Raw genomic sequence first — 25,852 nt, forward strand, 5'->3', positions numbered from 1 at the left:
AGGAAAGAAGCCGTCCTTAACTATGCGACGTCTTTATGTATACGGTGCCGCTTCCGTAGTCAATCCATACGGTTCCGGATAACTCCTCCTCATCAGATGGGATAACATATTTTACCCCCTTTGTAATGGACTTAAGGTTGAACCAATCAGGAGTACCTATGGACTGGAAATCAGCAGAAGTAACTGTAAAAGGCGTTTGCTTGGCAAGCGTAGAAGATTGAGCAGTCCATCTATCTATGGATGCCTTGTCAGCTTTAAAGCAGAGCCAGAAAGTACGAGAAAACATACTGCCTTCCGTATCCACCTGTAAGTCGGTTGTAACATCAGGCAATGGTGCCAACCGACCATATTCAAGTGCGGCCCGAATGGCTTCCTGCTGATGCCACTGATGATACTTGTAGTACCCCGCGCTCATCACGAGAGCAACAAGTAAGACAACGGTGGTTCTAACTTTCATAGGTTCCAATCGTTTCTACAGCCGCTTCAGCAGCTCCCGCACTTGCCGCTCTAGGTCCTGATAGGAGCCGGTGTTGTGCAGCGTGAAGTCGAAATTGGGGTAAGCGTCCATGGACACTTCGCTGGGGTGGTTGTCGTCGCGGGTGCCGTCGCCGCGCTGCTGCAGCGGGTCGCCTTCCACGCGCAGCATGATGCCGCCGCGGGCCCGGATGGGGTCAGCTTCGTTGGCGTAGCGCACGTCGGGCACCAGCACGCAGGCGTCTTGCGGCAGGGCCGCAAAAAAGGCATCAACCCACACCAGCGGCTCCCACTGGCGCAGGGCTTCGCCCACCTGCTGCAGCATTTCGCCCCGGGTGCGCCGGAAGGTGGGCAGCAGCTCGGCCTTGCCTTTTTGCGAGTAATAGGGGGCCACGTCCTCGCCCGTGAGGGCGGCGCAAACCGATTTGATGGAATCGCCGAAGGAACGAACCTGCCAGAGGCGTTCGGGTTGGAGCTGCTGAATGAGCCGGGCCACGGTGTCTTTGCCGCTGCCCCGGCGGCCGGAGAGGCCAATGAGGTGAATCATGTTGGTGAGAATTTCGGCTGTTATCCTGAGCATAGCGGGGGACCTTCTTACACCACGCCTGCACTGCTTGAATTACTGCAAACCGTTCTTCGGTGAGAAGGTCCTTCGCTGCGCTCAGGACGACAAATGAGCTACAAGAATGCTTTTAGCTCGCTCAGGCAGCTGATTTCGTGCGTGGTTTGGGCGAAGTGGCGGCGCTTGTCGGGGTTGAAATAGACCTGGTCGATGCCGGCGTTGAACGCGCCCAGCACGTCGCATTCCAGGTTGTCGCCTATCATCAGGCTTTCGGCGGCCGTGGCGCCGGTGTGCTGCAGGGCGTGCTGAAACATGCGCGGGTCGGGCTTGAGGTGGCCGCTGTGCTCCGAGGTGATGACCGACTCGAAGTAGTGCGTCAGGTTCGAGGAGGCCAGCTTGGTGGCCTGAATATCGTTGAAGCCGTTGGTGATGAGGTGCATCCGGTACTTGGGCTTCAGGTAGTCGAGCACCTCGTGGGTGTAGGGAAACACCGCCGATTTCAGCGGCAGAATGTCCGTAAACTCGGCCGAGATGGTGGCGGGCACGTCGGCGTCCGGTACGCCCAACTTGCTGAGCGTGCGCGAGAAACGCACGTCGCGCAGCTGCGTCTGCGAAATTTTGCCACTCTGGTACATGCGCCACAGCGCGTGGTTGATGTCGCTGTACACCCGAATGAATTCCTCCACCGTGAACGTGCCAAACCGCGCAAAATCGTGCCGCGCGTAGAGCGTGCGCAGCGTTTCGTTGGCGTTTTTCTCGAAGTCCCACAGCGTGTGGTCGAGGTCGAAGAACAGGTGGCGGTATTTCATAAGTAGTTGTCAGTTGCTGGTTGTCAGTTGTTGGTTACCGTTTCAGAGAATCTGACAATTAATAACCAGCAACTGACAACCAATCTAAATCGAGCCGGCCAGCGCCATGCTGAGTACGCCCGCCAGCATGATGCCTTTGCACCACGCGCTGAGGTAATGGAAGTGTCGGCGCCGGTCGGCGCGAATGAGCAGGCGCACCAACTGGGCCATGGGCAGCAACACCAGCACCACCAGCCAGGTGCCCAGCGGCCAGTGGCCGCCCACAAGCAACCGGGCCGTGGCCCCCAAGGTTAGCAGCGCCAGGCAGCCCAGGAAAAAGCCCGTGACCCATTTGGTGCGGGCCACGCCCCACACCAACGGCAGCGTGCGGCAGCCGTGCTGGGCGTCGCCCTTCATGTCCTCCACGTCTTTCACAATCTCGCGCACCATGGTGAGCAGGAAGGCGGCCAGGGCGTAGGGCCACACCACGCTGTGGCTGTCGTGCCGGGCCAGCTGCCATTGCAACTCGGGCAGCAGCACCAGCGCCGCCGTGAGCGTAGCAATGCTGGCATTGCCCACCAAGGCCACGCGCTTGAACCGCGCCGAATAGCCCCACAGCAGCAGCGCCGTGCCCAGCGTGACCAGCCCCAGCACCGGGTGCAGCCAGCCGGCCAGCAGCACGCCCGCGCCGCTTAGCAGCATGTGGGCCAGCATGGCCTTGCGCCGGTTCACCACGCGGCCCACCACCAGCCGGTCGGGCCGGTTGATGGCGTCAATCTTCACGTCGTAGTAGTCGTTGATGATGTAGCCGGCCGCCGCCACCAGTAGCGCTGCCAGCACCAGCGCCCCGAAGCGCGGCGCCAGCAGCGACTCCCGCAGCGGCGCCTGCGGCAGGAGCAAGCCCGCGCGCACCAGCGCCATGCACAGCAGCATTATTAGCAGGTTGGGCCAGCGCACCAGCGTGGGCAGGGCCGTGCGCAGCCGCTCGGCCGGAAGCGGGGGCACGGCGGCGGTGGGCGGCTTGGGCGGAAGCGGGGGCATGGCGGAGCGGGCAGGCAAGGTGCAAAGGTCGGGCACAGCGGCGGGCCGGCAGGCTGGGCCATAAAAAAAGCTTCTCCGGGAAGGAGAAGCTTTTGCTGGGGGGCACCAGCCACTGCGGTGGCCGGCGACTCAGATTTTGCGAACGTTGACGGCGTTGATGCCCTTGCGGCCTTCCTGCGTTTCGAATTCCACCCGGTCATTTTGCTGCACCGTGACTCCGTTGAGGCCCGTTACGTGTACGAAAAAGTCTTCTTTCGTTTGGTCGTCGGTCACGAAGCCGTAGCCTTTGGCTTCGTTGAAAAATTTAATAATGCCGGTTTTCATGCAAAAAACGAATAATGGAAAGGAAGGAAACCGCCCGGGTAAAGGCTGCGGCAATGCCTGAAATGGCGGAAAGGGCCACTTCAGGCCAGCTTACGCGGGAAGTCGGCGCCGGGTTGGCCGCGTGAGCCGGCTAGCTCGGCCGTTTATTGATTGTCGCGCCACTCGTACACCCATTTGGCTTGGATTTGCTCTAGGTGGCCTTCGGTAGCTTGCTCGCGCGTGCCGTCAAAGTTATCCAGGCCCAGCACCCACTCGATGAGGTCGGTGAAGCGAATGCGGTAGATTTTGGCCTCGGTGAAGTCGTCGCCGAACTTCTCGTAGAGCGCCATGGCAATGTCCTCGTGGTCGGCCCAGTGCATGGGCGGCTCGAAATGAGTCATTCTGTTGATGTGCTGATGAGGTGATTTGCTGATGTGCTGGGTGGTGCCTTTGTGATGTTTTTAGAAGCACATCAGCAAATCACCTCATCAGCACATCAAAAATTAGTGGCCCAGGAAATGCTGGGGCGGAATGGTGACGACGAGCTGCATATCCTTGTCGACCACGCACTGGCAGGCCAGGCGGGAGTTGATGCGCGGGTTCTCGGCGCGGTCGATGAAGTCTTCTTCCTTGTCCGAAATTTCGGGGAGGTCGTCGCCGCCGGAGTTGATGTACACGTGGCAGGTGCTGCAGCCGCACACGCCGCCGCAGTTGTGCTGCAGCTGAATGCCGTTGTTCAGGGCCACGTCGAGCACCGACTCGCCGGGGGCCGCCACGTGGGTTTGGGCCGGCTGGCCGTCGCTGAACTGGAAGGTGATGGTGGTGGCGGGAACAGACAAAACGAGAAACTTATAAGTCGAAAAAACACAGCTTTTGAAGCCGCAAAGGTACTCCCTCCCGCCCCGGCATCAAAGCTGCGCCTGAATGCTGGCCGTGAGCTGCGCATACAGCGCCTGCCAGGCCGGGTGGGCGGCCAGCGCCGCCGCGTGCGCGGCCAGCGTGGGGGCGTCGCGGCGCACGGCCGGTCCGGTTTGCACCGCAAAGGGCGGGTTGGCCAGGGCTTTGTCCACCGTTTCGCGCACCAGCGGGGCCAGCAATTCGGCCGGGAGCCGGGCCTCGGCCAGCAAGGCATCGGCAATGCCCAACAGGTGGTTGGTGAAATTGTTGGCAAACACGGCGGCCACGTGCAGCTTCAGCCGCTGGGCCGAGTCGAGGCGCAGCACCCGCTGGCTGAGGCTGCCGGCCAAATCCAGCAACGTGGTTTCGGCCGCAAGGTCACGGGCTTCGATGCACAGCGGCACCGCGGGCCAGTCGATGGCCCGGCCGGGGCTGAAGGTTTGGAGCGGGTAGAACACGCCCCCGCGAATGGCCGGCTGCGCGTCGAAAACCGAGAGCGGCAGGGCGCCCGCCAAGTGTGCGACCAGGGCACCTTCGGGCCAGCTGGCGGCGGCCAGCAGCGGGGCCACGGCGGCATCGGGCACGGCCAGCAGGTACACGTCGGCGGGCGGCAGGGGAGAAGCTACGTCACCAAGTACCTGCGCACCGGGCAACTTCGCTGCTACTGCAGATGCGCGGTCGTGGTTGCGGTTCCAGACGAATGCCACCGAATGCCCCGCCGCCACTAGCGCGGGCCCCAGTTGGCTGGCCACGCGGCCGGCCCCAAGCAAACCGATTCGTAGAGGGGTAAAAGGGCGAGTTAACATGGAAAAGGAGGCGGCTCAGGTCCTGCCGGAAGGGAATAAAAAGGCCGCTTCTGCAATAGGAGCGGCCTTTTTGAACTCAGAAAATTAGCTAACCCACCGGCTGGGGCCGCGCCGTGCGGCTGCCCGTTTCCGCCGAAGCCTCGGTTTCGGCCGTTTCCGGGGCCACGGCGCCTTTGCCGCCGCGCTGGCGCACGCTCAGGCCGAAGCCCAGGGCCATGAGCAGCGTGCCGCTCCAGAGCAGGTTGATGAAGGGCTTTTCCATGGCTTTCAGAATGACGTAGTCTTTCTGGGTGGTGCTCACGCCGAAGGTGAACTTGCCCTTTTCGGGGTCGATGGCGTTCAGGGTGAGGCGCACGCCGAGGTCTTCCACTTCGTCGGGCACGCGCCCAATCATGCGGTTGCGGATGACGAACACCGGGTGGGCGTGGTACTGGCGCTTTTCGCCGGTAACAATCATGTCGGCCTGCAGGGCGAGGTCACCTTTTTGCAGGTTGAGGCCGGCGGTTTCGTGGGCCGGCTCAATGGCCCGGAACACGGCAAAGTAGTCGTTGAGGAAGATGGTGTCGCCCACGCTCAGCACGCTTTCCTTGGCCTCGCTCCACGGCTTTTCCTTGCGCGGGTCGAGCACCGAGCTCACGTGCGTATAGATGTCGTGGCCCCAGAATTTCTTGATGGCCGGCGAGGCCAGCAGGCCGCCCCCGCCCATTTCGTCGTTCACCTGGGCGCGGGGGTAGAGCGCAAACTGCTCGCCCGACTTCACGTCCTTGTAGTTGATGCGGTAATAAGTGTTTTCGGGCAGGATGTTCACCGTGTCGCCCGTCTTGTAGTAGGTCTTGCCTTCCACGACGATGGGCGCGCGGGCCAGGGCCTTGTAGTCGTCGTCGGTGCGGAAAAGGAACTGCTTGTCGACGTAGCCGGGCACGCCGGGCACCTCAAAAAACTGGCCCGTGTAGGTGAGCTGGTAGCCGTGCATGGGCGTGGTTTCGTTGCGCCACAGCAGCACGTTGTCGCGGTTCAGGTCCTCGTCGAACTCCCGCGAATACAGCAAACCCGACACGTTGCGCGAAATGATATTCGAGTAGCCCGCCGAGGCCAGGATGCCCAGCAGCATCAGCGCAATGCCCAGGTGGGCCACTGCGCCACCCGACAGACGCACCCCACGCCGCAGCAGATTGAAGATTGTGCCGAAATTAGCCAACACCCCGAACAAACCCGCCAGCGTGAGCACGATGTAGGCGGGCGAAATGGTGAGGCCGTTGTAACGCACCAGCAGCACCACCAGCGCCGTGCCCAGCAAGGCCAGCAGCGTGGGCGCCGTGAGGGAGTTGATGACGGTTTCGCGGTTGTTGCGCTGCCACCACATAATCTGGGCGATGCCCGAAAGCAGGGCCACCACCACGCCCATCCAGAGCTGAAACTTGGAATAGTGGGCAATCTGGTCGGCCGGCAATGCCACGTTGGTTTTGATGCCAATCAGGCCCATCAGGGCATTATACACGGGAATGCTGGTGGTGTAGAGCACTTGGAAGGCCCCCAGACACAGCACCGTGGCGCCCACAAACACCCACAGCTCCGGGCTGTAGCCGTCCAGCTCTTTGGGCGAAACGGGAATCTCCTTCCAGCGCGACACCAGCAGCGCAATAGCTAGCACGGTGAAGGCGCCGAGGTAAATCAGCAACTGACCCGAAAGACCCAAATCCGTAAACGAGTGCACTGAGGCATTGCCCAGCACGCCGCTGCGGGTGAGGAAAGTGGCGTACAGAATGAGCACGAACGTAGCCACCACCAGCGCAAACGAGGTGCGCAGGCCAATGCGGCGCTTCTGCCACAGCACCATGCCGTGCAGCGAAGCCACCAGCACCAGCCACGGGATGTACACGGCATTTTCGACCGGGTCCCAGTTCCAGTAGCCGCCGAAGTTCAGCGTTTCATAGGCCCAATAGGCACCCATCACCACGCCCACGCCCAGCACGCCGCCGCCGATGAGCGTCCAGGGCAGGGCGGGCTTCACCCAGGCAGTGAGCTCGCGCTTCCAGAGGCCCGCAATGGCGAAGGCAAACGGCACCAGCGTGAGCGCGAAGCCCAGAAACAGCGTGGGCGGGTGAATCACCATCCAGTAGTTCTGCAGCAGGGCGTTGAGGCCGGTGCCGTCTTTGGGCACGAAGTCGGGGTTCATTTTCCACACCGGCAGGTCGGTGAGAAATTCGCGGAGCAGGATGAACGGGGACGAACCCACCTTCACGCCGCCCAGCACCACGCCCAGAATCATGCTCACCAGAAACAGCTGCACGCCGCTGAACACGGCCATCACCGGCGCCTCCCACTTGCGATTGAAGCGCATGATGCACAAACCCAGCACCACCTGCCAGAAAATCCAGAGCAGGAAGGAGCCCTCTTGTCCTTCCCAAAAGCAGGAAATCATGTACTCCACCGGCAGGTGGTTGGAGCTGTGGCTCCAGGCGTAGTAGTACTCGTAGCGGTGCGCGTGAATGATGTTGAACAGGCACACAATCACCGACAGCACCGCCGCGCCGTGCACGAAAAAGGCAACCCGCGCCAGCCGCAGCCAGCTCTGGTCTTCGTCGCCGAGGGCCCGGCCCCGCGAGGCCTGGAAGTAGCCGTAAGCCGCCACCAGCGCCGCCGCAAACGCCACGATGACGCTCAGGTGGCCGATTTGTCCTACTAATAAGTTCATAAGCTAAAGAATATCCGGCAAATTTACCGCTGCGCCGCCGGAGCTGGCAGGGCTAATAACAACTTATCGGTGAAAAAGGCGCCCCGCGGCGGATGACACGTGATTTCGACGGCAATTTTTTCCAATCCGGCTTCCTGCCACTTGCGCACGGGCAACTCGGCCTGCCGCCGGTCGGCGGGTTGGTTGACGAGCTGGCGCGAAAGCAGCACCTGCCCACTGGCCGGGTTGGTAACGACCACCGACAGCCGTGCTTTGTTTGGGTATTTGCGCAGCGGCAGCTCCACCACGGCGCGGGTGGGGCTGGTGCCGGGCACGGCGGGCGCTTCGCCGTAGCCGTACCACCACTGCCGCAGCCGCGCCGGCGGCGGACTGCCCGGGGCGTGGGTGGTCACCACTTGATAGTCGTAGGTGCCGGGGCCGGGCAGCGTATCCGTCACCGTGTACGTCAGGGTGGGCTGCCCGTAAGTGTCGCGTTGCACGGGCACCAGTCGCACTTCGCGGCTGCGGTACTGGTGCACCTCGCGGCGTAGCACCCGGCAGGCCGGCGCTGCGGCCAGCGAGTCGGGCAGCGTCCACGTTAATTCCACCACGTGGCTGGCGGTGGGCAGCACGCGCGTTGGGTTGGGCGGGAAGTAACTCACGGGCATGCCCACCGGCTGCCGGCTCACCTGCAGGGAGAGTTGGCAGAAGTCCTTCAGGTAGCCGTCCACGTCCAGTAGGTAAGGCTTGCCCGCACGAAGCGAGTCCAGCGTTACGAACACGTCGTCCTGCGTGCCGAGCGAAGTGCAGCTCAGGATGCGGTAGGTGGCCGGCTGGCACGGCGTGCCCATGAGCACCACGAGCTGCACCCCGCGCACGTCGCGGCATTTTTGGCCACCGATGTTGATGAAATAGCGGCCCGAGGCTTTCGGCGTAAACTCAAACCATTGGTCGTTGTGGTACTCGATGCATTTGCCGGTCAGGCGCTCGTCCACGCAGCTGCGTTGCACCGTGCAGCCGGTGGTGCTGGAAGTGACGACCTCTTCGGCTTGCAGCACACGGCGATTTTCAATGTTGTCGTTCGATACCTGGGCCGTGGCCATAGAAACTGAGGCCACAAAGAGAAGCAGTTGTAGAAGTGCCCGGCGAGAGCCCGCTAAAAACAGAATGTCATGCAGAGCGGAGCGAAGCATCTCGCTTGGGGCAGCAATCCAACCAAAAGGAATACTCCTGCACGCGAGATGCTTCGCTCCGCTCTGCATGACCGTTTTATGGTTGCTGAGCAATACCGGCTTATTTGACCGAAGCCGTGGCGCCTTGGTTCAAATCCTTCTTCACGTACTTGCTAGGGCACTTCAGCAGGATGTTGTCGGCCATGAAGACGTTGCCCTTCATGCAGCCGGTGATGACCACCTGCTCCGACGCGTCGAAGTCCTGCGGCTTGGGGTTGTTGTACACCACGCGCTGGGCCACGTGCAGCGTATCTACCAGCGTGAAAGCAAAATAGTTAGGGTCCGTCATGGGGTCGTATTCCAGGCCCATGGGCTGCTTCGCGGCATCGCGCGGCAGCTTGCCCACCACGTGCACCTTGGTGGTGTTGCCCTCGGCGGCCCGCTGGCGGGCCTCGCCAAAGCCTACGTATACGCTAGCATCGGCGGTGGTGCTGAGGATGATGGCGGCGGCCACCGCAATGATGGCCATGATGAAAATGTGCGACTTCTTCATAGACCGCAGATGGTGAGAATGGTAATAATTGAAAAGACTTGCCGGGGTGCTGGCCGGGTGCGCCTGTGCAACAGCGCAAGCGGGCGGCGGGTGCCCGACTATTTTTTTATTTGTTCTTCCAGGCGGCTCACCTTGCGGTCGAGCGAGATGAGGTAGAGCAGCAGGCCCGCTACGATGACGACCACCACGGCCACCACCACGTAGATTTTGCCGTTGGCGCGCAGGCTGTCGGCCATTTCGGGCTCGGCGGCGGTGGCTTGGGCGAAAGCGTTGGCGGCGTTGAAGAGCAGCGTCAGCAGCAACAGAAACAGGGCCGCGAGGCGCGGCGAGGGCTTAATTTTCATCGTGTTTCAATTTCAGGAAAGCAAAGCGGCTGCTGACCTGGGTGAGCCAGAAGGCAAACAAAATCCAGCCGATAACGGCGGGATAAAACACCTGCCGCATGGTGTTATCGAGGTCGTATTGGTTGAAGCCGGGGTTGCCGGTTTGGCCGGGGTGCAGCGAGGGGCCGCTCAGGCGCGGCAGCACAAACAGCAGCGGAATGGCCGCCGCAAACGCAAAAATGTTGTAGATGGCCGACACGCGGGCCCGCTGCTGCTCGTCGCGAAACGAGCCGCGCAGCACCAGGTAAGCGCCGTAGATGAGCATGGCCACGGCCGCGCCGTTCAGGCGCGGGTCGGGCGTCCACCACGCACCCCAGGTGAAGCGCGCCCACAGGCTGCCCGTGGCCAGCCCCAACAGACCCAGCACGATGCCGGTTTTGGCCGACTCGTGGGCCAGCACGTCGAGCCGCTCGCTCGGGTTGCGCAGGTAGCGGATGGAATACCACACCGACACCAGCAGCACCATAATCATCGAAAACCACATGGGCACGTGGAAAAACAGGTTCCGAATGCTCTCGTTCACGATGGGCAGCCGCGGCACCGCAATCAGAATGCCCACCGCCGAAGCGCCCAGCAGGAGCAGCACGGTGAGGGATTTCCACACCACGCCGGCCGTGCGCTGCTCGATGAGGTACTGCCCGCCCCACACGCCGGCTACCGTCATTACCACGCCGGATACACTACCAACTATTGCCGCTGTACTCATAAGTAAATCAATAAATTAGCCGCGCCACAAAAAGGGAAACAGCAGATAGGACGTGGCGCCCACTATCATGTTCAGGGCCACTAGCGTGAGCACCGAACTCTGGCTGACGCTCCAGTCCAGCCCGTCCAGGGCGTTTTTGCTCACCTTGATGAGCAGCAGCAACATGGGCACCATGATAGGAAAACCGAGCACGGCCATCAGGGTTGCGCCGTTGCCGCCGGCCTTGGCCGCAATGCCCGACACCAGCGTGAGCGTGGTGGCAAAGCCCACGGCGCCCAGCAGCAGGTTGGCCACAAACAGGCCCGGGCTCTGAATGGGATTGCCGAGAAAAACCGTGTACAAAAAGAGCCCCAGCAGCGCCACTGCCGTCAGGAGCAGCGTGTTGTAGAGCATCTTGGCCAGAATGACGGCTTGGGGCCGCACCAGCGTGTAGTAGTACAGTCGCTGGCCCGCGCTCTCCTGCATAAAGCCCTTGGCCACCGCATTGATGGCGGCAAATAGCAGGATGACCCACAGCAGCGCGTTCCAGGCCGGGGGCGGGGGCGTGCCGCCGCGCAGGCTGAAGCTCAGAAAGGACACAAACACCGTGCTGCCCACGTACAGCAACAGCCCGCCCAAGGCCGCACGCTGCCGCCATTCGAGGCGGAAGTCTTTGGCTAGCAGGGTGGTGATTTCGCGGAGCAGGGGCACGGCAGCAGGGGGTATTTCAGGCCGCAAAGATACGCCCGAACCCCCCTGGATTATTCCCCCACCACCACTTTTGCGCTGGCCGACTGGCCCTGCTGCGTCACTTCCAGCACGTAGAGGCCGGCGGCCACGCCCCGCAACGGCAAGGCAAACTGGCCATTGCTGGGCAAGGCCAGGATGGTGCACACCGTTTGGCCCAGCAGGTTGCGCATGCGCAGCGTGGCCGGCGCATTGCCCGGCAGCTGCAGGTGCAGCGTGCCGTGTGCGGGGGAGGGGTAAGCGGACACGTTCAGGGACTGCGCCGCGGCCCGGGCCGCCAGCACGATGGTGGCGCGCATCGGCATGAAGTTGAGCAAGCCCAGGGCCGGCTGGTCTACCTGATGCACGATGTGGCTTTCGGCCACGGCGGCCGAATTGGTGCCCCAGTCGTTGTTCTGGGCCAGCATGTTGTCGGGCATGTTCAGGTAAAAGTCGTAGACCTGGCCGCCGTTGCCATTATTATAGAGCAGGTTGCGGCCCACGTTCAGGCTGTCGGTGCTGCTGGCATCGCCAAAGCTCATGCTGGGCCCGGGGTTGGCGGAGGTGCTGGAGGTGCGCAGCACCGTCACGCCCCACAGGTTGCCGCGCAGCACGTTGCGGCTGGCCACGCCGGTGAGGGTGGCGTTGCCTTGCAGGTTGATGCCGCTGCCGCCGGTCTGGGCGTTGGGGTTGATGTTGTTGTATTCGATGACGTTGCGGGTGATGACGGCCTGAATGCCCGAGCCCAGCAGCGCCATGCCGTAGCGGTTATTGGCAATGCGGTTCTGGCGGATAACGACCTGCGTGGTGCCTGCCGCCCCCAGCAGGTTCGACACCGACACCCCGCCGGCCATGTTGTAAGGCCCGCCCAGTACGCGGCAGCCCTCAATCACGATGGGCGTGGCGCCGCCAATGCCTAGGTTAATCTGGGGGTAATTGCCGTTTTCGGTGTCGTTGTTGCGAAACACGCAGTTGCGGATGACTGGCGAGGTGTTGCGGTTGGCCGGGCTCAGCACGCCGGAGCGGGCATTGTCGTAGATGCGGCAGTTGAGAATGCGCGGTGCGCCGCCCGAGGGGCTAATGGCGCCGCTGTTGGTATTGACGGTGCCAATGCGCGACACCTGGTAGCGCACCACGCAGCTGTCGAGCAGCAGGTCGCAGTCCACGGTTTTGATGCCGCCGCCGTACTCCACAATGGTTTTGCGCAGCCGCGAGCCCTGGCTGGTGGCCGAAAACCAGAAGCTGTGAAACGGCGCTGTGCTCACCTGGGCCGTGATTTTGACCGAGTCGCGCGGGTTCACCAGCAGCACGCCGTCCACATTTACTTGGGCGGCGGCGGCCAGGCGCAGCGTGGCGTTGGTCGTGATGGTCAGCGTATCGGTGGGGCTCAGGCGCAGGTTGCCGTTCACGACGTACACGCCGGGGCTGGTCAGCACCACGTTGGAGCCGGTGGCGGCGGCCAATTGGGCCAGCGTCCAGCGCACCCCGGTGCCGGGCGTTTGGTATTGCGCGCATGCGTTGGAAGCCGAAAGGGCCAGCACTAAGCCAGAAAGTAGCAGGTTTTTCATAGCAAAAAGGAGGGGGGTGGAGATATGCAAATAACGGAATTTAAGCCGTGAGCAGCCGCAAACGCAAAAAAGGCCCCTGGCAATCAAGCCAAGAGCCTTCCTGAAACAGGCCAGCGGCTACACGCTGGCTGCTAAGCAATGCCTGTTAAAAATCGTAGCCCAGCGTGAAGTAGAATTTCGGGCCTTTGGTCACGTAGTCCTCTTGGCCCCAGGCCACGTCCATCTTGCCGTAGAAGCCCAGCAGGGAAGTACGGGCGCCCACGCCGTAGCCCACGAGGAAGGGGTTGCGGAAGTTGATGACCGTGGCCGAGAAGTAGTTGCCCGAGGGCACCACTTTCACGGTATTGGCCGAGTTGTCGAGGCCGAAGGGGTTGGTGCCGGAGTAGGCCGTGCCCGCGTCGGCAAAGCCGGTGAGCTGCAGGTTGCGGAAGAAGCCCGAATAGATGGGCCGGCGCGCGAAATACTGCACAATGGGAATGCGCAGTTCGCTGTTGAACAGCACGTAGCGCGGGCCGCTGCGGGCGCTGTAATTGAAGCCGCGCAGGTTGGTCACGAACTCCTGGTTCATCACCTGGTCGGCGGCCGAGTAGGTGGGCAGGAAGCGGCTCTGGGTGTACTCGGCGTTAATCAACCAGTCGTCCATGCCGCCGATGCGGAACACCTGGGCGCGGGGGCCGAAAAACTGCCCGTAGCTGGCCCGGTTGGCCCACACGATGGAGCGGCTGATTTTCTGGTAATGCCGCAGGTCAATCACGAACTTGCCGAAGCTCAGGCTTTTGTCATTGATGTTGGTCAGGTTCAACACGCTGGCCTTGAGGCGGGTGCCCACCACCATGTTTACCCCGGTGTTGATGCTGTTATCGAACACCAATTCGCCGTTGTAGCCAATGTAGTTGGTGCTCACGTCGTTTTCGGTCGAGGCGTCGCCCAGCTGCGTGCTGGAGATATTCACAAAGCGCGGGCCGCCGCGCACGCTCAGGTTGTGTGTGAGCGGATAGGCAATGTTGGGCGCCACCTCGTGGCGGCCGTAGCGGAAGCGCCCCGAACTCAGGTCGAAGAAATAAGCCTGCTTCTGGTAGGCCACGCTCCAGTCGTAGCGGTGCGTCAGGTTGGTGTACTGCGCCCGGATGTTGCTGGTGCGCAGGTCGAACAGGCCAAACAAGCTAGCGTCGATGCGTTGGTTCTCGAGCACGTCGGTCAGGGCCGCCTTGAACTGCAGGCCCAGGCCCAGCAGCGGGTCCACGTACAAGGCCGTCGATACGTTGTCGGCCATGAAGCGGGTGTCGTAGCGGAACGGGCCGCTGATGGGAGTAGTCGCCAGTGCCTGCGAAGCGGCCGCGGCGGCCGTGGAGGCGGCCGTAGGCGTCAGGCGGCGGCGCCGGGTTTGCGAGGGCTGCGCCGGTTCGTCTTCCTCAAACTGGTAGTCGCTGGTGTTCACGGTACCGCTAGCCGCCTTGCGGGTGGGGCCACCCGGCGCGGCGGCCGTGGAGTCGGCCACACCAGCCCCGGCTACCGGAGCAGGGGCTGGGGCGGGAGCCGGTGCCGGCTTGGGCGCGGCGGCCGCGCGCGGCGGTGCCGACCGGTCCTCCAGCGTTTGTTGGCGGGCGGTTTTGGTGAGCGGATACGACGTTGTGAGCGGGTACTCGGGGTAGAGGTAAAGGATGTCGCGGGCCTGGGCCGGCGCCACAAACACCAGCGCCGACGTCTGCGGGCTGTAGTCGAAGTCCTGCGTGTTGGGCAGCCAGTTGGTCAGGATGGTGCGCTCCTTGGTTTTGAGCGAGTAGCGGTAGAGGGCCCGCACGCCGCTTTCTTCGCCCAGGTACATGATTTCTTCGTCGGAAATGGCCCGGGGGCGCGTCTCGTTCGAGATGGTGCTCACCAGCGTTTCCACCGGAATGGGCCGGCCGTCAAGGTGGTATTCAAACAGGTCGTAGTTGTTCACCACGTTCTGGAACGTGGCCGGCCGGGCGCGGCCCGCCGAGTCGAGGTAGCGGTTGGAACTGAACACGAGGCCCTGGCCGCCGGGCAAAAACACGGGCTGCACGTCGTCGAACAAGTCGTCGGTGAGCTGCTCGGCTTTCCGGCTGCCGGCCCGCAGCAGGTAGATGTCGTTCTGGCCATTGCGTACGGCGCTAAACACCAAGGCCTTGCCATCGGGCGAGTAGCTCATGCTCAGAATCTGGTCGTAGGGCGCAAACAGCGACGCCGGCCGCGAGAACCGGATGGCCTCGCGCACGCGGCGCACCAGCCCGCGGCCGTCGGCGTCGCGCAGGCGCAGGGTCATCTCGCCGCGGCTCATTTCGGCCACGGCCACCTGCGAGTTGCCGCGCCAGGCCAGCGCGGGCAGGCGGGTTTCAATCTGCTGGTCGGGCGTTTTATAGCCGCCGCGGCTCAAAATGCGGCGGTGGCGGCCGTCGCGGTCCACCACCATCACGCGGTAGCGGCCGCCTTCGTTCTGGGCGTAGGCCACAAATTTCCCGTTGGGGCTCACGATGGGCTGCGAAAACACGTCGGCGTGACGGTTGCGGCCGCCCTGGCGGAATTTTTTGTCCGGCTCCACCAGCGTGGCCACGGGCTGGCCATTCAGGTCGCGGTAGTACGTCAGCCAGTCTTTCAAAAACACTTTAAAGGGCACGTTCAGCGAAGAACTGATGCCCACCTCAATGTCGCGCGTGATGCGCGTGAGGTTCAGAATGTTCTGAATGGTGGTATAGCCGTAGCGCTCGGCCACGTAGTTCCAGATGCTTTGGCCGGCCAGCGTGGAGTTGCGCAGGAAAAAGGGCGCCGTGCGGGTGCCGGTGGGATACTGCTTGGTCATGTCGCGCATGTAGCCGTCCATGTCCACGCTCCAGCCCTCGGCCGCGTACGCTGACGCGCCGCCGATAAACCAGTCGGGCAGCTGCAGCAGGTAGCTGCTTTGCAGCACTTCCTTCAGCGAGCCGCCGTACATCATGTCGTTCAGCAGCACCTGCGTTATTTGGGTGCTGAGCTCGCGCTTAAACTCGGTTTCCTGCCCGCCGAAGGCAATCTGAACCTTGCTCATGCGGGCCAGCGGGGTTTCGCCACCGTTCACCTGCTGCAGCGTGGCCGTGAGGCCGATGTTGCTCTGGCGCAGGTCGCCCACCGAGTTGTAAAACAGCAGCGTGGTTTTGGAGTAGGGATAATAGCCGATGAGCGAGGTGATGCGCTGCAGCTCTTTTTCGGCGTACTCGGCGGCCCGGCGGGCGCTGGCCTCGCCGCCTTCGTAGTACATCACGTTAAAATTCTGGGTGCTCAGCTGCTGCCAGTTGAACTGCTTGTATTGCACGCGCACCCGCCCAAAGGGCTCCTGCGCCGTTTGGGCCCGGGCGCCGAGGGGGCTGAGCAACGGCAGCAGCAGCGCCAGGGCTCCGAGCGCGCGCTTCGCGAATAGGGGAATGGTCATAACAGAGGCAACGAGCAAAAGCGGGTTTTGGTCCGCGGTAACGCTAAAAAGTACGCAGGGGCCGGGAAAGGTTCCGCCTGGCCCACGGCCCAACCGGGTGAGTTGAAGTAAAGGCATTTAGCGCAAAAATGTTCCAACTCTGCGCATCGGAATTTCGGCCTGCCTGCTCCGCATCGGGCCCGGCCCCAATAGTAGTCAAATTACGCCAACCGGCCGCAGGGCGTTGTAGCGCTGCAGGCTGGCATCGGGCCATATTTCGGCGTGGCCTTCCAGGCAGTCGGCCAGCAGCACGGCCAGCCGCGGGGCCAGCATCACGCCCTTAGACCCGTAGCCGCCGCAAAAGCTTAGCGCCGGCACCGTAGGGTGGGGGCCCAGCAGTGGCCGGCGGTCGCGCACGGCGGGCCGCACCCCCGCCCGCTGGCCCACCACCGCAAACGGCAGGTCGGTAATGACGCTGAGCCGGGCGGCCAGCTCTTCGCGCCCCACGGCCGTGGGCCCGTCGGCAAACGGCGGCCAGCGGTAGGTGGCGCCCACCCGGAACTGCCCGCCGCCTAGCGGCACCACGTAGGCGCCGCGGTTGAGCACCTGGGCCGGGCTCAGGCCGACGCATTCCACGTCCAGCACGTCGCCTTGGTTGGGCGTGAGCGGCAGCCAGCCAAAGTAAGGGTTGCGCACGGCCGCCGCGCCCTCGCAGCACACCACGTGGCGGGCCCGCACCCGGCCCGCGTAGGTAGCGCCGGCTGTGTCGCAGGTCAGCTGGCTCCAGTCAAAAGCTTCGGGCGCCAGCCAGCCTTCGCGGGTGCCTTCGGCGGCCAGCGCGGCCAGCAGTTCGCGCACGGCCACGTGGCCTCCGCCGCGCAGCCAGGCGCCGCCAAAGGGCGCGTGTACGCCGGGAAGGTGCGGTTCGGCGGTGGTGAGCTCGGCCACGAAGCCGTCCCAGGGCTGGTCGGCGCTGCGGGCCAGCACGGCGTTTTGCTCTTCGACGGAGTTGAAAAGCTTGAAAATGGGCACCTCGTGAAAAAACACCTGCCCGTAGCGCTGCTCCAGCTCGCGGTAGAATGCGCCGGCAAAGGGCAGCAACTCGGCGGCGCGCCACGAGAGGGCGAAGCGCTTGCCGGCCACGGGGTTCATGAGGCCGGCGGCTACGTTGGAGGCGGAATTGGCCTGGCCGGGGTCGTACACCCGCACGCGGTGCCCCCGCTGGCGCAGCACGTACGCCAGCGTAGCCCCGGCAATGCCGTGGCCTACTACCAGAAAATCACAGTCCGTCATGGCCGGCAAGGTAATGACGCTGCGCTTAATGAGAAATGACGCGCTGCTTACGGAAGAACGAAGCATGCTCAGGATGACCGACGGCCGCAATTCTTCGTTTCTCACCCTCCTTCCGCCGCAAGCAAAGCGGCATAAAGCGAAGCGCCGTACCTTTCGCCTTGCTCAGATACCCTGTTTTGTATGACGGTCGCCGGTTTCACGTTCAACGCATTCGCCGAAAATACCTACCTGCTCATCGACGAGGCCACGCGCCAGGTGGCCATCGTGGACCCCGGCTGCTACGCCCCCGCCGAGCAGCAGGCCCTGCGCGACTACCTCGACGCTAACAACCTGCACGTGGCCCTGTTGCTGAACACCCACGCCCACATCGACCACGTGCTCGGCAACCAGTTTGTGCTCAACACCTGGCCGGGCACGCCCTTCCTGCTGCACCGCCTCGACGTGCCTACGCTGCGGGCCGTGCCTACTTATGCCGCCAACTACGGCTTTCCGCAGTACCAGCCGGCCGAGCCCACCGGCGAGCTGGTGGCGGGCCAGCCGGTGCGTTTCGGCGAGACCGAGCTGGAAGTGCGCTTTGCGCCGGGCCACGCGCCGGGCCACGTGGTGTTCTACCACCAGCCCACGGCCACGGTCATCGGGGGCGACGTCCTGTTTCAGCGCAGCATCGGACGCACCGATTTGCCCGGCGGCAACCATGCCGAACTGCTGCACAGCATCGCCACCGAGCTGATGACCCTGCCCGACGACACGGTGGTGTACCCCGGCCACGGCCCGGCCACCACCATCGGCGAAGAGCGCCGCGCTAATCCGTTTTTATTGAGCAATGAAGGATGAGGAAGGAACAAGTCCTGTCCGTTGCTATCCTGCATTCCTCATCTCTCATTCTTCACTGATTTTGAAAAGACATCTGCCCAACGCCATCACCTGCCTCAACCTACTCTGCGGCTGCCTGGCGCTCACCAACATTTTTGCCGGACGGCTGGAAACGGGCGCTTGGTTTGTGGCCGCTGCCGCCGCCGCCGATTTTGCCGATGGGCTGGTGGCCCGGGCCCTGCGCGTGTCGTCGGCCATTGGCAAAGACCTGGACTCGCTGGCCGACATGGTGTCGTTTGGGGTGGTGCCGGGGGCTATTTTGTTTACGCTGCTGGGGCAAGCTGCTCAGCTAGCCGATAACGGCGTTACAGACGGGGCCTCATCCGTCGGATTTTGGGCTTACATGCCCTACGTGGGCTTTCTGGTTAGCATTTTCTCGGCTCTGCGTCTGGCTAAGTTCAACAACGACACGCGCCAGACGACTTCCTTTATTGGCCTGCCCACGCCAGCGTGCACGCTGGTGGTGGCTTCGCTGCCCCTCATTCTGGCCTACGACCAGTTTGGGCTGCGCGAGGTGGTGCTGAACCCGCTGGTGCTGCTGGGGCTCGCGGTGCTGCTCTCGGGGTTGCTGGTGGCCGAGCTGCCGCTGTTTGCCCTCAAGTTTAAGAACCTGCGTTGGGCCGACAACCGGCGCCGGTTTCTGTTTTTACTGCTGGCGGCAGGATTATTGCTAGCGCTGCGGGCGGCGGCCGTGCCGCTGGTGGTGTTGCTGTACGTGTTGCTTTCGGTGCCCAAAACGGCCGCGCGCTAGTACGGCCCTCCACAAATCGGAACATTGCCGACCAGTCTACTGCAATAATTAGAGTAATTGATTGTTATGATGGCATTGCCGGGTGAACCTGAGGCCCGGCCGTGCTGTTGCGAGGCCACCAGACGGTGAGCCACCTACGGCAAAGCAGGTGTTAAAAAACATAGCGTGTATGCGTCCTTTTTTCCTCTTCGTTGCGTTTGTTGGGTGTATGTGGGAGGCGGCCATGCCGGCGCGCGCTCAATCGGGCGGTCAACTCACCGCCCATGGCAACATTAGGTGGGGCGGCTACGCGGAGGTGCCCGGCACTGGCGCCCGCAAACGCAAGGTGCCCACCTTCAGCGAAGCCCAACCTGTGCCGAATGAGCAGGTGGGCTGGTACAGCATGCGCCTGAGCGGGGGCGCCGTGAGCCAGGGGGAATTGATAAACCTGGTGTATGAGCCCTTTGCCGACGCCGACGCCAAGCTCTTCGACGCCAGCAAGCTGCCCACCGGGCCCGACCCGCAGCTGCGCTCCGGCACCGAAATGAAGCGCACGGTGACCTTCCTCAGCCTGCGCCCCGCCCGCCGCAACCCCCAGACCGGCCAGCCCGAGCGACTGGTATCCTTCGACTACCGCTACTCGCCGGGCAGCGCCGTGGCCGCCCGCGGCACAGCCTCGCCTGCCCACGTATACGCCCCCCAATCGGTGCTGCGTAGCGGCGACTGGTACAAGCTGGGCGTGGCCGAAAGCGGCGTGTACAAGCTCGACAAAGCCGCCCTGGCTGATTTGGGTGTCTCGGGCAACATCAATCCTAACAACCTGCACCTCTACGGCAATGCCATGGGCATTCTGCCGCAGGCCAGTGCCGTGCCGCGCCCCGACGACCTGGCGGAAAACAACATCCGCTTCGTGGGCAACAACGACGCGACGCTTGATGCCAACGAGTACTTCCTGTTCTATTCGCCCGGCCCGCACACTTGGGCCGCCGACGGAAGTGTGTTTCGCCACCGCAACAACATCTACACCGATACGGCCTACTACTTCGTGACGGTCGACAACCGGCCCGGCTTGCGCGTGCCCACCGCTCCGGCCCCTACGGCCGGCACCACGCCCACCGTCGTCACGTCGTTTATGTACCGGGCCTTCTACGAGCACGACCTGGTGAACCTGCTGCACTCAGGACGCAACTGGGTGGGCGAGGGCTTCCGCACGGGCAGCGTGCAGAAGTTCACGTTCAGCACCGTTCCCATTCCGGACTTGTTGCCCAATTCGCCGGTGCAGGTCACGTCGTCATTGCTGGCCAGCGGCTCGGCCGCCAGCAACTTCCAGCTCACGCTCAACGGCAGCAGCCTGGGCAACCAGCCCCTGGCGCCGCTGGTGGCACAGGCGTTCTGGCCGGTGGCCACCGAGGCTACCGCTACCCGGCAGCTGTACCTGGCCAACCCCGGCACGTCGCTGGATGTGGAGCTGACCTTCTCAAGCGCCGACCCCAGCGCCAACGGCTACCTCGACTATCTCGAAGTCAATGCCCTGCGTCAGATTAAGCTGCCGGCCGACAACCTGCTGGAGTTTCGCTCGCTCAGCAACATCGGGGCGGGCCGCCTGAACCAGTACGTGCTGGACAACGGCGCGGGCGCCACCGTGTGGGACGTGACCAACCCCCGGCGCCCCGTGCTGCGAGTCCTCGACGCCAACAATCGGTTCGTGGCCCCTTCCGACACCTTGCGCGAGTTCGTGGCTTTCCGCGAAAGTGGTGCTTTCGACAACAAGGTGCGGAATTTTGGCCGCGTCAGCAACCAGAACCTGCACGCTCTCAACGCCAACCCGGCGGCTCTGGTCGACCTAGTGATTGTGACGCACCCGGCCTTTGTGGGCCCGGCCACCCGCCTGGCCAACCACCGCGCCAGCCACGACCAGCTGCGCACGGCCGTGGTGACCACCACGCAGGTATATAACGAGTACGGCTCGGGCGGACAGGACGTGACGGCCATTCGCGACTTTGCGAAACAGCTCTACGACCGGTCGCCGGCGGGCAAGCAAATTCAGCTGCTGCTGTTTGGCGACGCCTCGTACGACTACAAATCGGACCCCTACAACGACCCCAAATTTGAGCCGGGCTGGTGGAAAAACCGCGTGCCGTTCCGCGCCAGCGCCGATTTCGACGCCTTCAACCAGAACTACGTGCCCACCTACCAGTCGCGCGAGTCGCTGGCGCCCTACTTCGGCGGGGTCAGCTACGCGTCGGACGATTATTTTGCCCTGCTCGATGACAACGAGGGCGAATGGGCCGAATCGGCCAGCGCCGAGCTGCTCGACATTGGTGTGGGCCGCCTGCCGGTACGCATGCCGTCGGGCAAGTCGCGCGACATCAGCCAGGCCGAGAAGACGGTGGATAAAATCATCAGCTACGATGCGGTGCCTGCGTACGGCAAGTGGCGCAACCGCATCACGCTGGTGTCGGACGACGGCGAAGGCAATCTGTTCATCAACAACACGCAGGGCTCCGACAACATTGCCAACATTGTGCAGACCACGGCCCCGGTCTACAACGTGCACAAGGTGTACCTCGACCTGTACCCGCAGCAGGCCGTGGCGGCCGGCCAACGCTCGTCGGCGGCCAACCTCGCCATCGACCAGTCGATGGAACAGGGTTCGCTCATTGTGAACTACCTGGGCCACGGCGGCCCCAAAGGCTGGGCCGACGAGCAGATTCTGACCAACGGCTCGGTGATGGACCTGCGCAATGCCAATAACCTGACCTTTTTCACCACGGGCACCTGCGACTTTAGTGCCTTCGACAACCCGGATTTCACCTCGGCCGGCGAGCAGGCCCTCACCGATAACGACAGGGGGGGCGCCATTGGCCTGTTCACGACCACCCGCGTGGTGGACGCCGGCCAGAACGCCGGCCTGAACGATGCCTACTTCCGGCGAGTGCTGCAGCCCCTCAACGGCAAAATGCCCGCCATTGGCACCGTGGTGATGCTGAGCAAGAACGATTTTCACGGTCCCGGCCTGGTTGCCGACCTCAACAACCGCAACTACACGCTGTTGGCCGACCCCAGCATGACCCTGGCCTACCCCCGGCAGACGGTGGTGCTCGACAGCGTGAACGAGCGGGTGGCGGGCCGCTGGCAGCCCGCGCCGGTGCTGCAGGCCCTGGCCCGGGTGCGGGTGCACGGCCGCGTGCTCAACGGCGGCGCTCCGAACACGGGCTTCACCGGCCGGGCGCAGGTTACCATCTTCGACAAGCCAACCACGGTGAAAACCCTGGGCGATGAGATGGGGGCCAACCCCGCCGATGCCCCGCGCGACGTACAAGTGCAGGAAAGCGTGGTGTATGCCGGGCAGGCCAACGTGGTGAACGGCGAGTTCAGCCTCATGTTTGTGGTGCCCAAAGACATCAACTACAACCTGGGGCTGGGCAAAGTCAGCCTGTACGCCTCCGACCCCACCAACCGCGTCGACGCGAACGGCTACCAGCTGAAGCAGGTGGGCGGCGCCACCTTGAACGCTCCGAAGGATACCATTCCGCCGGACATTACGCTGTTTATGGACAACGAGCGGTTCGTGTTTGGGGGCCTGACGGCGCCCAACACCACGCTGCTGGCCCAGCTCAAGGATTCGAGCGGCATCAACACCACGGGCGCGGGCATTGGGCACGACATCACGGCCATCATCGACCACGACGCCAGCAAGCTGCTGGTGCTCAACGAGAGCTTTGTATCGAGCGTGGGCAACTTCCGCGAGGGCCGCGTTACCAACCTGTTTAAAGACCTGGCTAATGGGCCGCACTCGCTCACGCTCAAGGCCTGGGACACGTACAACAACTCGGCCGAGAAGGACATTGAGTTTGTGGTGGCCACCGACGAAAAGCTGGCCCTCGACCACGTGCTGAACTACCCCAATCCGTTTGCCACTCGCACTACGTTCCTCTTCGACCACAACCTGGCCGGCGGCGAGCCCGACGAGCTCGACGTGCAGGTACAAATCTTCACGGTGGCGGGCCGCTTGGTGCGCACGCTCACGGCCACCGTTTCCAGCACCGACCCGCACAACAAGCCCCACGACAACGGCATCGTCTGGAACGGCCGCGACGAATACGACGACCAACTGGCCCGCGGCGTATACGTGTACCGCCTGAGCGTGCGCTCGCAGCGCAAGGGCACGGTGGCGTCGAAATACGAAAAACTCGTCATCCTCAATTAATCCGCTTTTCTTTGCTCCCGGGCCGCTAATGGCCTTCTCACCCACCTCTATGCAATCATTCGCTTTCCGTTCGCGCCTGGCGCTGGCAGTCGGTTTGCTGGCCTCGGCCGGCTCGGTGCAGGCCCAACACACCATCACCACGGCCGTGCCCATTCTCACCCTCAGCCCCGATGCGCGCGCTTCGGGCATGGGCGAAGCCGGCGTGGCCACCTCGCCCGATGCCAACGCTACCTACTTCAATCCCGGCAAGCTGGGGTTCGTGCCCTATAAGTACGCCGTGTCGGCGTCGTACTCGCCCTGGCTGCGCAACATCACCGACGACATGAGCCTGTCGTACCTGTCGGGCTACGGCAAGGTGGGGCAGCGTTCGGCCTTCGGTGCTTCGCTGATGTATTTTGACCTCGGCACCATCGACTACCGCACCGGCAACAACCTGCCCAACGGCTCTTTCAACCCTAAAGAGTACGCGGTGTCGGTGTCGTACGGCCTGCAGCTGACCGATAATTTCGGCGTGGGCATTTCGGCCCGCTACATCCACTCCAACCTGATTGGGGCCGTGAACAACAACAGTTCCGACCCCGGCAACTCGGCGGCCGTGGACCTGGGCGCGTACTATTCCAAGGACGTGACCATTGGCACGGGGCTATATAATCTGGCTTTTGGCGGTGCGATTTCGAACATCGGCAACAAGATGACCTATAACGACCCCACCAACCCCAGCTTCCTGCCCACCACGCTGAAGCTCGGCACGGCCATCACCCGCGAAATCGACCAGTACAATAAAATCACCATCACCGTGGACGCCAGCAAGCTGCTGGTGCCCTCGCCGTACTACGAAGACCTGATTACCCCGGCCAACGCGGCGCAGCTGCAGCGCATCAAGGACCGCAACGACGAACGCAACAGACAAGGCATTGTGGGCGCTATGTTTTCCTCGTTCAGCGACGCACCGGGCGGCTTCAAGGAAGAGTTGCGCGAAATCAACATCGCCAGCGGCCTCGAATACAACTACAACGACCTGTTGTACGCCCGCGGCGGCTATTTCTACGAAGCGCCCGACAAAGGCGACCGCCAATACGCCAGCCTGGGCCTGGGCGTGCGCTACCAAGTGTTCGGTATCGATGGCACGTACCTGATTCCGACCGGCAGCAATTCGCAAAACAACCCCTTGGCCCAAACCATTCGGGTGTCGTTGCACTTCAACCTGAACAAACTGTCCGACGCGTTTGACGAAAACGGCGCCGGCGGCACCAGCGGCACGCCCGGCAACTAGGTTGCGGCCACTGCAGCCATGACCAGAACGTCATGCTGAACGAAGCCGAAGCATCTCTACCGCGCAACAAGCTAATTACTTGCGCGGTAGAGATGCTTCGGCTTCGCTCAGCATGACGTTCTGGTATTCCCCACCTTCTTATGCTCTTCGAATAATGCTCGACCGTACCGTCGCCCCTCCCGTTCAGCCGCTGGCCCGCGTAACGCTGCCCGCGGCCGACGTGCTTTCTCTGCCCAGCGGCGCCCGCCTGCACGTGCTGGCCAACGACGCCCAGCCCGTGGTGCGCCTGCAGGCCGTGTTCCGGGCCGGCAAAACCGTGGAGCCGCGCCCCGGCCTGGCCACCCTCACCGCGCGCATGCTGCTGGAAGGCACCACCACCCGCACCGCCCGCCAGATTGCCGACGAAGTGGCCTTCTACGGCGCCTCGCTGGAGTGCGACGCCGGCTTCGACCGCTCCACGCTCACGCTCTACTGCCTCACCCGCCACCTGCCGGCCTTGCTGCCGCTGGTGCTCGACGTGTTGCAGAACCCCGCTTTCCCGGCCAGCGAACTGGACCAGCTCAAAACCCGCACCATTCAGAACGTGCGCGTCGAGCGCCAGAAAACCAGCTTCCTGGCTTCGGAACGATTCAACGAATTGCTTTTTGGCGCCGATACTGCCTACGGCCGCGCTTTCGACGCCGACGCCTTCCAGGCGCTCACGGCCGAGGAGGCCCGTGCTTTCCACCAAACGGCCTACTCGCTGGCCAATGCCGAGCTGTTTTTGTGCGGCGATGTGGCGGCCGAGCGCGGGCTGGTGGCCGATGCCTTCGGCGCCGGGCCAGTGGGGCAGGTGCTGGCGCCGGCCGTGGCTGCGGCCGAGGCGTTTGCCCCCGCAACTCCCAGCCGCGTGCCCGTACCGGGCAGCCTGCAGGCGTCCATTCGCATGGGGCGCCTGTGGCCCAGCCCCACCCACCCCGATACCCACCGCCTAAAGCTGCTGGCCAACGTGCTGGGCGGCTATTTCGGCTCGCGCCTGATGCGCAACATTCGGGAAGACAAGGGGCTGACGTACGGCATCTACGCCAGCGTGGCCCCACGAGAGTCGGGCACGTCGCTGGTCATTGGCACCGATGTGAAGGGCGAAAGCGCCGACTTTGCCGTGAGCGAAATCGAGATGGAGCTGCGGCGCCTGCAGGAAGAGCTGATTCCTGCGGAGGAATTGGAAACGGTGAAAAACTACCTGCTGGGCAAGTTTGCCAACGAACTGTCGACGGTGTTTGAACAGTGCGACAAATACAAAACCCTGGTGTTTCTCGATTTGCCGGCCAACTATTACACCGAGTTCGTGCACCAAACCGAGGCCACTGATGCCGAAACTCTGCGCCGGCTGGCGCAAGAGTACCTGTCGCCGGAGGCTATGCAAGTGGTGGTGGCCGGTCCGGCTGGGGAGTAAAAA

At 63.1% G+C, this 25,852-nt stretch carries 22 protein-coding genes; 5 read left to right on the forward strand and 17 right to left on the reverse strand.

Annotated features, from left to right (window positions below; translation table 11 throughout):
* Positions 1–16: 16 nt before the first annotated feature.
* From JAO73_RS18155 to JAO73_RS18235, 17 genes are all read right to left on the reverse strand, one after another.
* Positions 17–457, reverse strand: coding sequence for a hypothetical protein (locus JAO73_RS18155; RefSeq protein WP_198978563.1), 441 nt, complete (start codon positions 455–457; stop codon positions 17–19).
* A gap of 15 nt (positions 458–472) precedes the next feature.
* Positions 473–1,021 (reverse strand): hypothetical protein, encoded by a 549-nt coding sequence (locus JAO73_RS18160; protein WP_198978566.1) that lies wholly within the window; start codon positions 1,019–1,021, stop codon positions 473–475.
* 131 nt (positions 1,022–1,152) lie between these two features.
* Positions 1,153–1,845, reverse strand: coding sequence for a YjjG family noncanonical pyrimidine nucleotidase (locus JAO73_RS18165; protein WP_198978572.1), 693 nt, complete (start codon positions 1,843–1,845; stop codon positions 1,153–1,155).
* An 84-nt stretch (positions 1,846–1,929) separates the two neighbouring features.
* Positions 1,930–2,865: a geranylgeranylglycerol-phosphate geranylgeranyltransferase gene (locus JAO73_RS18170; protein ID WP_198978574.1), complete on the reverse strand. Its 936-nt coding sequence runs from the start codon at positions 2,863–2,865 to the stop codon at positions 1,930–1,932.
* A 129-nt stretch (positions 2,866–2,994) separates the two neighbouring features.
* Positions 2,995–3,189, reverse strand: coding sequence for a cold-shock protein (locus tag JAO73_RS18175; protein ID WP_046244217.1), 195 nt, complete (start codon positions 3,187–3,189; stop codon positions 2,995–2,997).
* A 143-nt stretch (positions 3,190–3,332) separates the two neighbouring features.
* Entirely contained in the window at positions 3,333–3,569 is a 237-nt protein-coding gene (gene iscX, locus JAO73_RS18180) for a Fe-S cluster assembly protein IscX (protein WP_198978576.1), read from the reverse strand.
* A 102-nt stretch (positions 3,570–3,671) separates the two neighbouring features.
* Positions 3,672–4,007 (reverse strand): 2Fe-2S iron-sulfur cluster-binding protein, encoded by a 336-nt coding sequence (locus JAO73_RS18185; RefSeq protein WP_198978578.1) that lies wholly within the window; start codon positions 4,005–4,007, stop codon positions 3,672–3,674.
* Positions 4,008–4,076: 69 nt separating this feature from the next.
* Positions 4,077–4,871: a Rossmann-like and DUF2520 domain-containing protein gene (locus JAO73_RS18190; protein WP_198978580.1), complete on the reverse strand. Its 795-nt coding sequence runs from the start codon at positions 4,869–4,871 to the stop codon at positions 4,077–4,079.
* An 88-nt stretch (positions 4,872–4,959) separates the two neighbouring features.
* On the reverse strand, positions 4,960–7,566 hold the full coding sequence (gene ccsA, locus JAO73_RS18195; protein WP_198978589.1) for a cytochrome c biogenesis protein CcsA: 2,607 nt from the start codon (positions 7,564–7,566) through the stop codon (positions 4,960–4,962).
* Between the two features lie 23 nt (positions 7,567–7,589).
* Positions 7,590–8,663: a hypothetical protein gene (locus JAO73_RS18200; RefSeq protein ID WP_198978591.1), complete on the reverse strand. Its 1,074-nt coding sequence runs from the start codon at positions 8,661–8,663 to the stop codon at positions 7,590–7,592.
* Between the two features lie 175 nt (positions 8,664–8,838).
* A complete protein-coding gene (locus JAO73_RS18205) occupies positions 8,839–9,270 on the reverse strand; it encodes a cytochrome c maturation protein CcmE domain-containing protein (protein WP_190922710.1) in 432 nt (143 codons plus the stop codon).
* A 98-nt stretch (positions 9,271–9,368) separates the two neighbouring features.
* On the reverse strand, positions 9,369–9,614 hold the full coding sequence (locus tag JAO73_RS18210; protein WP_198978593.1) for a CcmD family protein: 246 nt from the start codon (positions 9,612–9,614) through the stop codon (positions 9,369–9,371).
* Positions 9,604–10,359 (reverse strand): cytochrome c biogenesis protein CcsA, encoded by a 756-nt coding sequence (gene ccsA, locus JAO73_RS18215; RefSeq protein WP_233169276.1) that lies wholly within the window; start codon positions 10,357–10,359, stop codon positions 9,604–9,606. The genes JAO73_RS18210 and ccsA (JAO73_RS18215) overlap by 11 nt, the downstream gene beginning before the upstream one ends.
* A 15-nt stretch (positions 10,360–10,374) precedes the next feature.
* The gene (locus JAO73_RS18220; RefSeq protein ID WP_190923414.1) at positions 10,375–11,043 is read right to left on the reverse strand and encodes a heme exporter protein CcmB; all 669 of its coding nucleotides are present in this window, start codon (positions 11,041–11,043) and stop codon (positions 10,375–10,377) included.
* A 56-nt stretch (positions 11,044–11,099) separates the two neighbouring features.
* A complete protein-coding gene (locus tag JAO73_RS18225; protein ID WP_198978595.1) occupies positions 11,100–12,632 on the reverse strand; it encodes a right-handed parallel beta-helix repeat-containing protein in 1,533 nt (510 codons plus the stop codon).
* Positions 12,633–12,777: 145 nt separating this feature from the next.
* Positions 12,778–16,056 carry a PD40 domain-containing protein gene (locus JAO73_RS18230; protein ID WP_198978597.1) on the reverse strand — a complete coding sequence of 1,093 codons (3,279 nt, stop codon included), beginning with the start codon at positions 16,054–16,056 and terminating at the stop codon, positions 12,778–12,780.
* A 195-nt stretch (positions 16,057–16,251) separates the two neighbouring features.
* The gene (locus JAO73_RS18235; RefSeq protein WP_198978598.1) at positions 16,252–17,394 is read right to left on the reverse strand and encodes an NAD(P)/FAD-dependent oxidoreductase; all 1,143 of its coding nucleotides are present in this window, start codon (positions 17,392–17,394) and stop codon (positions 16,252–16,254) included.
* 114 nt (positions 17,395–17,508) lie between these two features.
* Between JAO73_RS18235 and JAO73_RS18240 the strand changes: the two genes are divergently transcribed.
* The 5 genes from JAO73_RS18240 to JAO73_RS18260 all read left to right on the forward strand — a co-directional run bounded on the left by JAO73_RS18240 (position 17,509) and on the right by JAO73_RS18260 (position 25,849).
* Positions 17,509–18,162 (forward strand): MBL fold metallo-hydrolase, encoded by a 654-nt coding sequence (locus JAO73_RS18240; protein ID WP_198978600.1) that lies wholly within the window; start codon positions 17,509–17,511, stop codon positions 18,160–18,162.
* 61 nt (positions 18,163–18,223) lie between these two features.
* A complete protein-coding gene (locus JAO73_RS18245) occupies positions 18,224–18,952 on the forward strand; it encodes a CDP-alcohol phosphatidyltransferase family protein (RefSeq protein WP_198978603.1) in 729 nt (242 codons plus the stop codon).
* 208 nt (positions 18,953–19,160) lie between these two features.
* The gene (gene porU, locus JAO73_RS18250) at positions 19,161–23,141 is read left to right on the forward strand and encodes a type IX secretion system sortase PorU (protein ID WP_198978607.1); all 3,981 of its coding nucleotides are present in this window, start codon (positions 19,161–19,163) and stop codon (positions 23,139–23,141) included.
* 49 nt (positions 23,142–23,190) lie between these two features.
* A complete protein-coding gene (gene porV / locus JAO73_RS18255; RefSeq protein ID WP_198978608.1) occupies positions 23,191–24,414 on the forward strand; it encodes a type IX secretion system outer membrane channel protein PorV in 1,224 nt (407 codons plus the stop codon).
* Positions 24,415–24,568: 154 nt separating this feature from the next.
* Positions 24,569–25,849, forward strand: coding sequence for a M16 family metallopeptidase (locus JAO73_RS18260; RefSeq protein ID WP_198978609.1), 1,281 nt, complete (start codon positions 24,569–24,571; stop codon positions 25,847–25,849).
* Positions 25,850–25,852 lie beyond the last annotated feature (3 nt).

The organism is Hymenobacter miniatus (assembly GCF_016427455.1).
In the GTDB taxonomy this organism is placed as follows: Bacteria; Bacteroidota; Bacteroidia; order Cytophagales; family Hymenobacteraceae; genus Hymenobacter; species Hymenobacter armeniacus.

Excerpts from the sequence above, each read along its gene's own strand:
- JAO73_RS18155 (WP_198978563.1), bottom strand. The coding sequence starts at position 457 with ATGAAAGTTAGAACCACCGTTGTCTTACTTGTTGCTCTCGTGATGAGC.
- JAO73_RS18260 (WP_198978609.1), top strand. The coding sequence starts at position 24,569 with ATGCTCGACCGTACCGTCGCCCCTCCCGTTCAGCCGCTGGCCCGCGTA.
- JAO73_RS18160 (WP_198978566.1), bottom strand. The coding sequence starts at position 1,021 with ATGATTCACCTCATTGGCCTCTCCGGCCGCCGGGGCAGCGGCAAAGAC.
- JAO73_RS18175 (WP_046244217.1), bottom strand. The coding sequence starts at position 3,189 with ATGAAAACCGGCATTATTAAATTTTTCAACGAAGCCAAAGGCTACGGC.
- iscX (WP_198978576.1), bottom strand. The coding sequence starts at position 3,569 with ATGACTCATTTCGAGCCGCCCATGCACTGGGCCGACCACGAGGACATT.
- porU (WP_198978607.1), top strand. The coding sequence starts at position 19,161 with ATGTGGGAGGCGGCCATGCCGGCGCGCGCTCAATCGGGCGGTCAACTC.
- JAO73_RS18205 (WP_190922710.1), bottom strand. The coding sequence starts at position 9,270 with ATGAAGAAGTCGCACATTTTCATCATGGCCATCATTGCGGTGGCCGCC.
- JAO73_RS18170 (WP_198978574.1), bottom strand. The coding sequence starts at position 2,865 with ATGCCCCCGCTTCCGCCCAAGCCGCCCACCGCCGCCGTGCCCCCGCTT.
- JAO73_RS18210 (WP_198978593.1), bottom strand. The coding sequence starts at position 9,614 with ATGAAAATTAAGCCCTCGCCGCGCCTCGCGGCCCTGTTTCTGTTGCTG.
- JAO73_RS18235 (WP_198978598.1), bottom strand. The coding sequence starts at position 17,394 with ATGCTTCGTTCTTCCGTAAGCAGCGCGTCATTTCTCATTAAGCGCAGC.
- JAO73_RS18165 (WP_198978572.1), bottom strand. The coding sequence starts at position 1,845 with ATGAAATACCGCCACCTGTTCTTCGACCTCGACCACACGCTGTGGGAC.
- JAO73_RS18190 (WP_198978580.1), bottom strand. The coding sequence starts at position 4,871 with ATGTTAACTCGCCCTTTTACCCCTCTACGAATCGGTTTGCTTGGGGCC.
- JAO73_RS18225 (WP_198978595.1), bottom strand. The coding sequence starts at position 12,632 with ATGAAAAACCTGCTACTTTCTGGCTTAGTGCTGGCCCTTTCGGCTTCC.
- porV (WP_198978608.1), top strand. The coding sequence starts at position 23,191 with ATGCAATCATTCGCTTTCCGTTCGCGCCTGGCGCTGGCAGTCGGTTTG.
- ccsA (WP_233169276.1), bottom strand. The coding sequence starts at position 10,359 with ATGAGTACAGCGGCAATAGTTGGTAGTGTATCCGGCGTGGTAATGACG.
- JAO73_RS18230 (WP_198978597.1), bottom strand. The coding sequence starts at position 16,056 with ATGACCATTCCCCTATTCGCGAAGCGCGCGCTCGGAGCCCTGGCGCTG.
- ccsA (WP_198978589.1), bottom strand. The coding sequence starts at position 7,566 with ATGAACTTATTAGTAGGACAAATCGGCCACCTGAGCGTCATCGTGGCG.
- JAO73_RS18240 (WP_198978600.1), top strand. The coding sequence starts at position 17,509 with ATGACGGTCGCCGGTTTCACGTTCAACGCATTCGCCGAAAATACCTAC.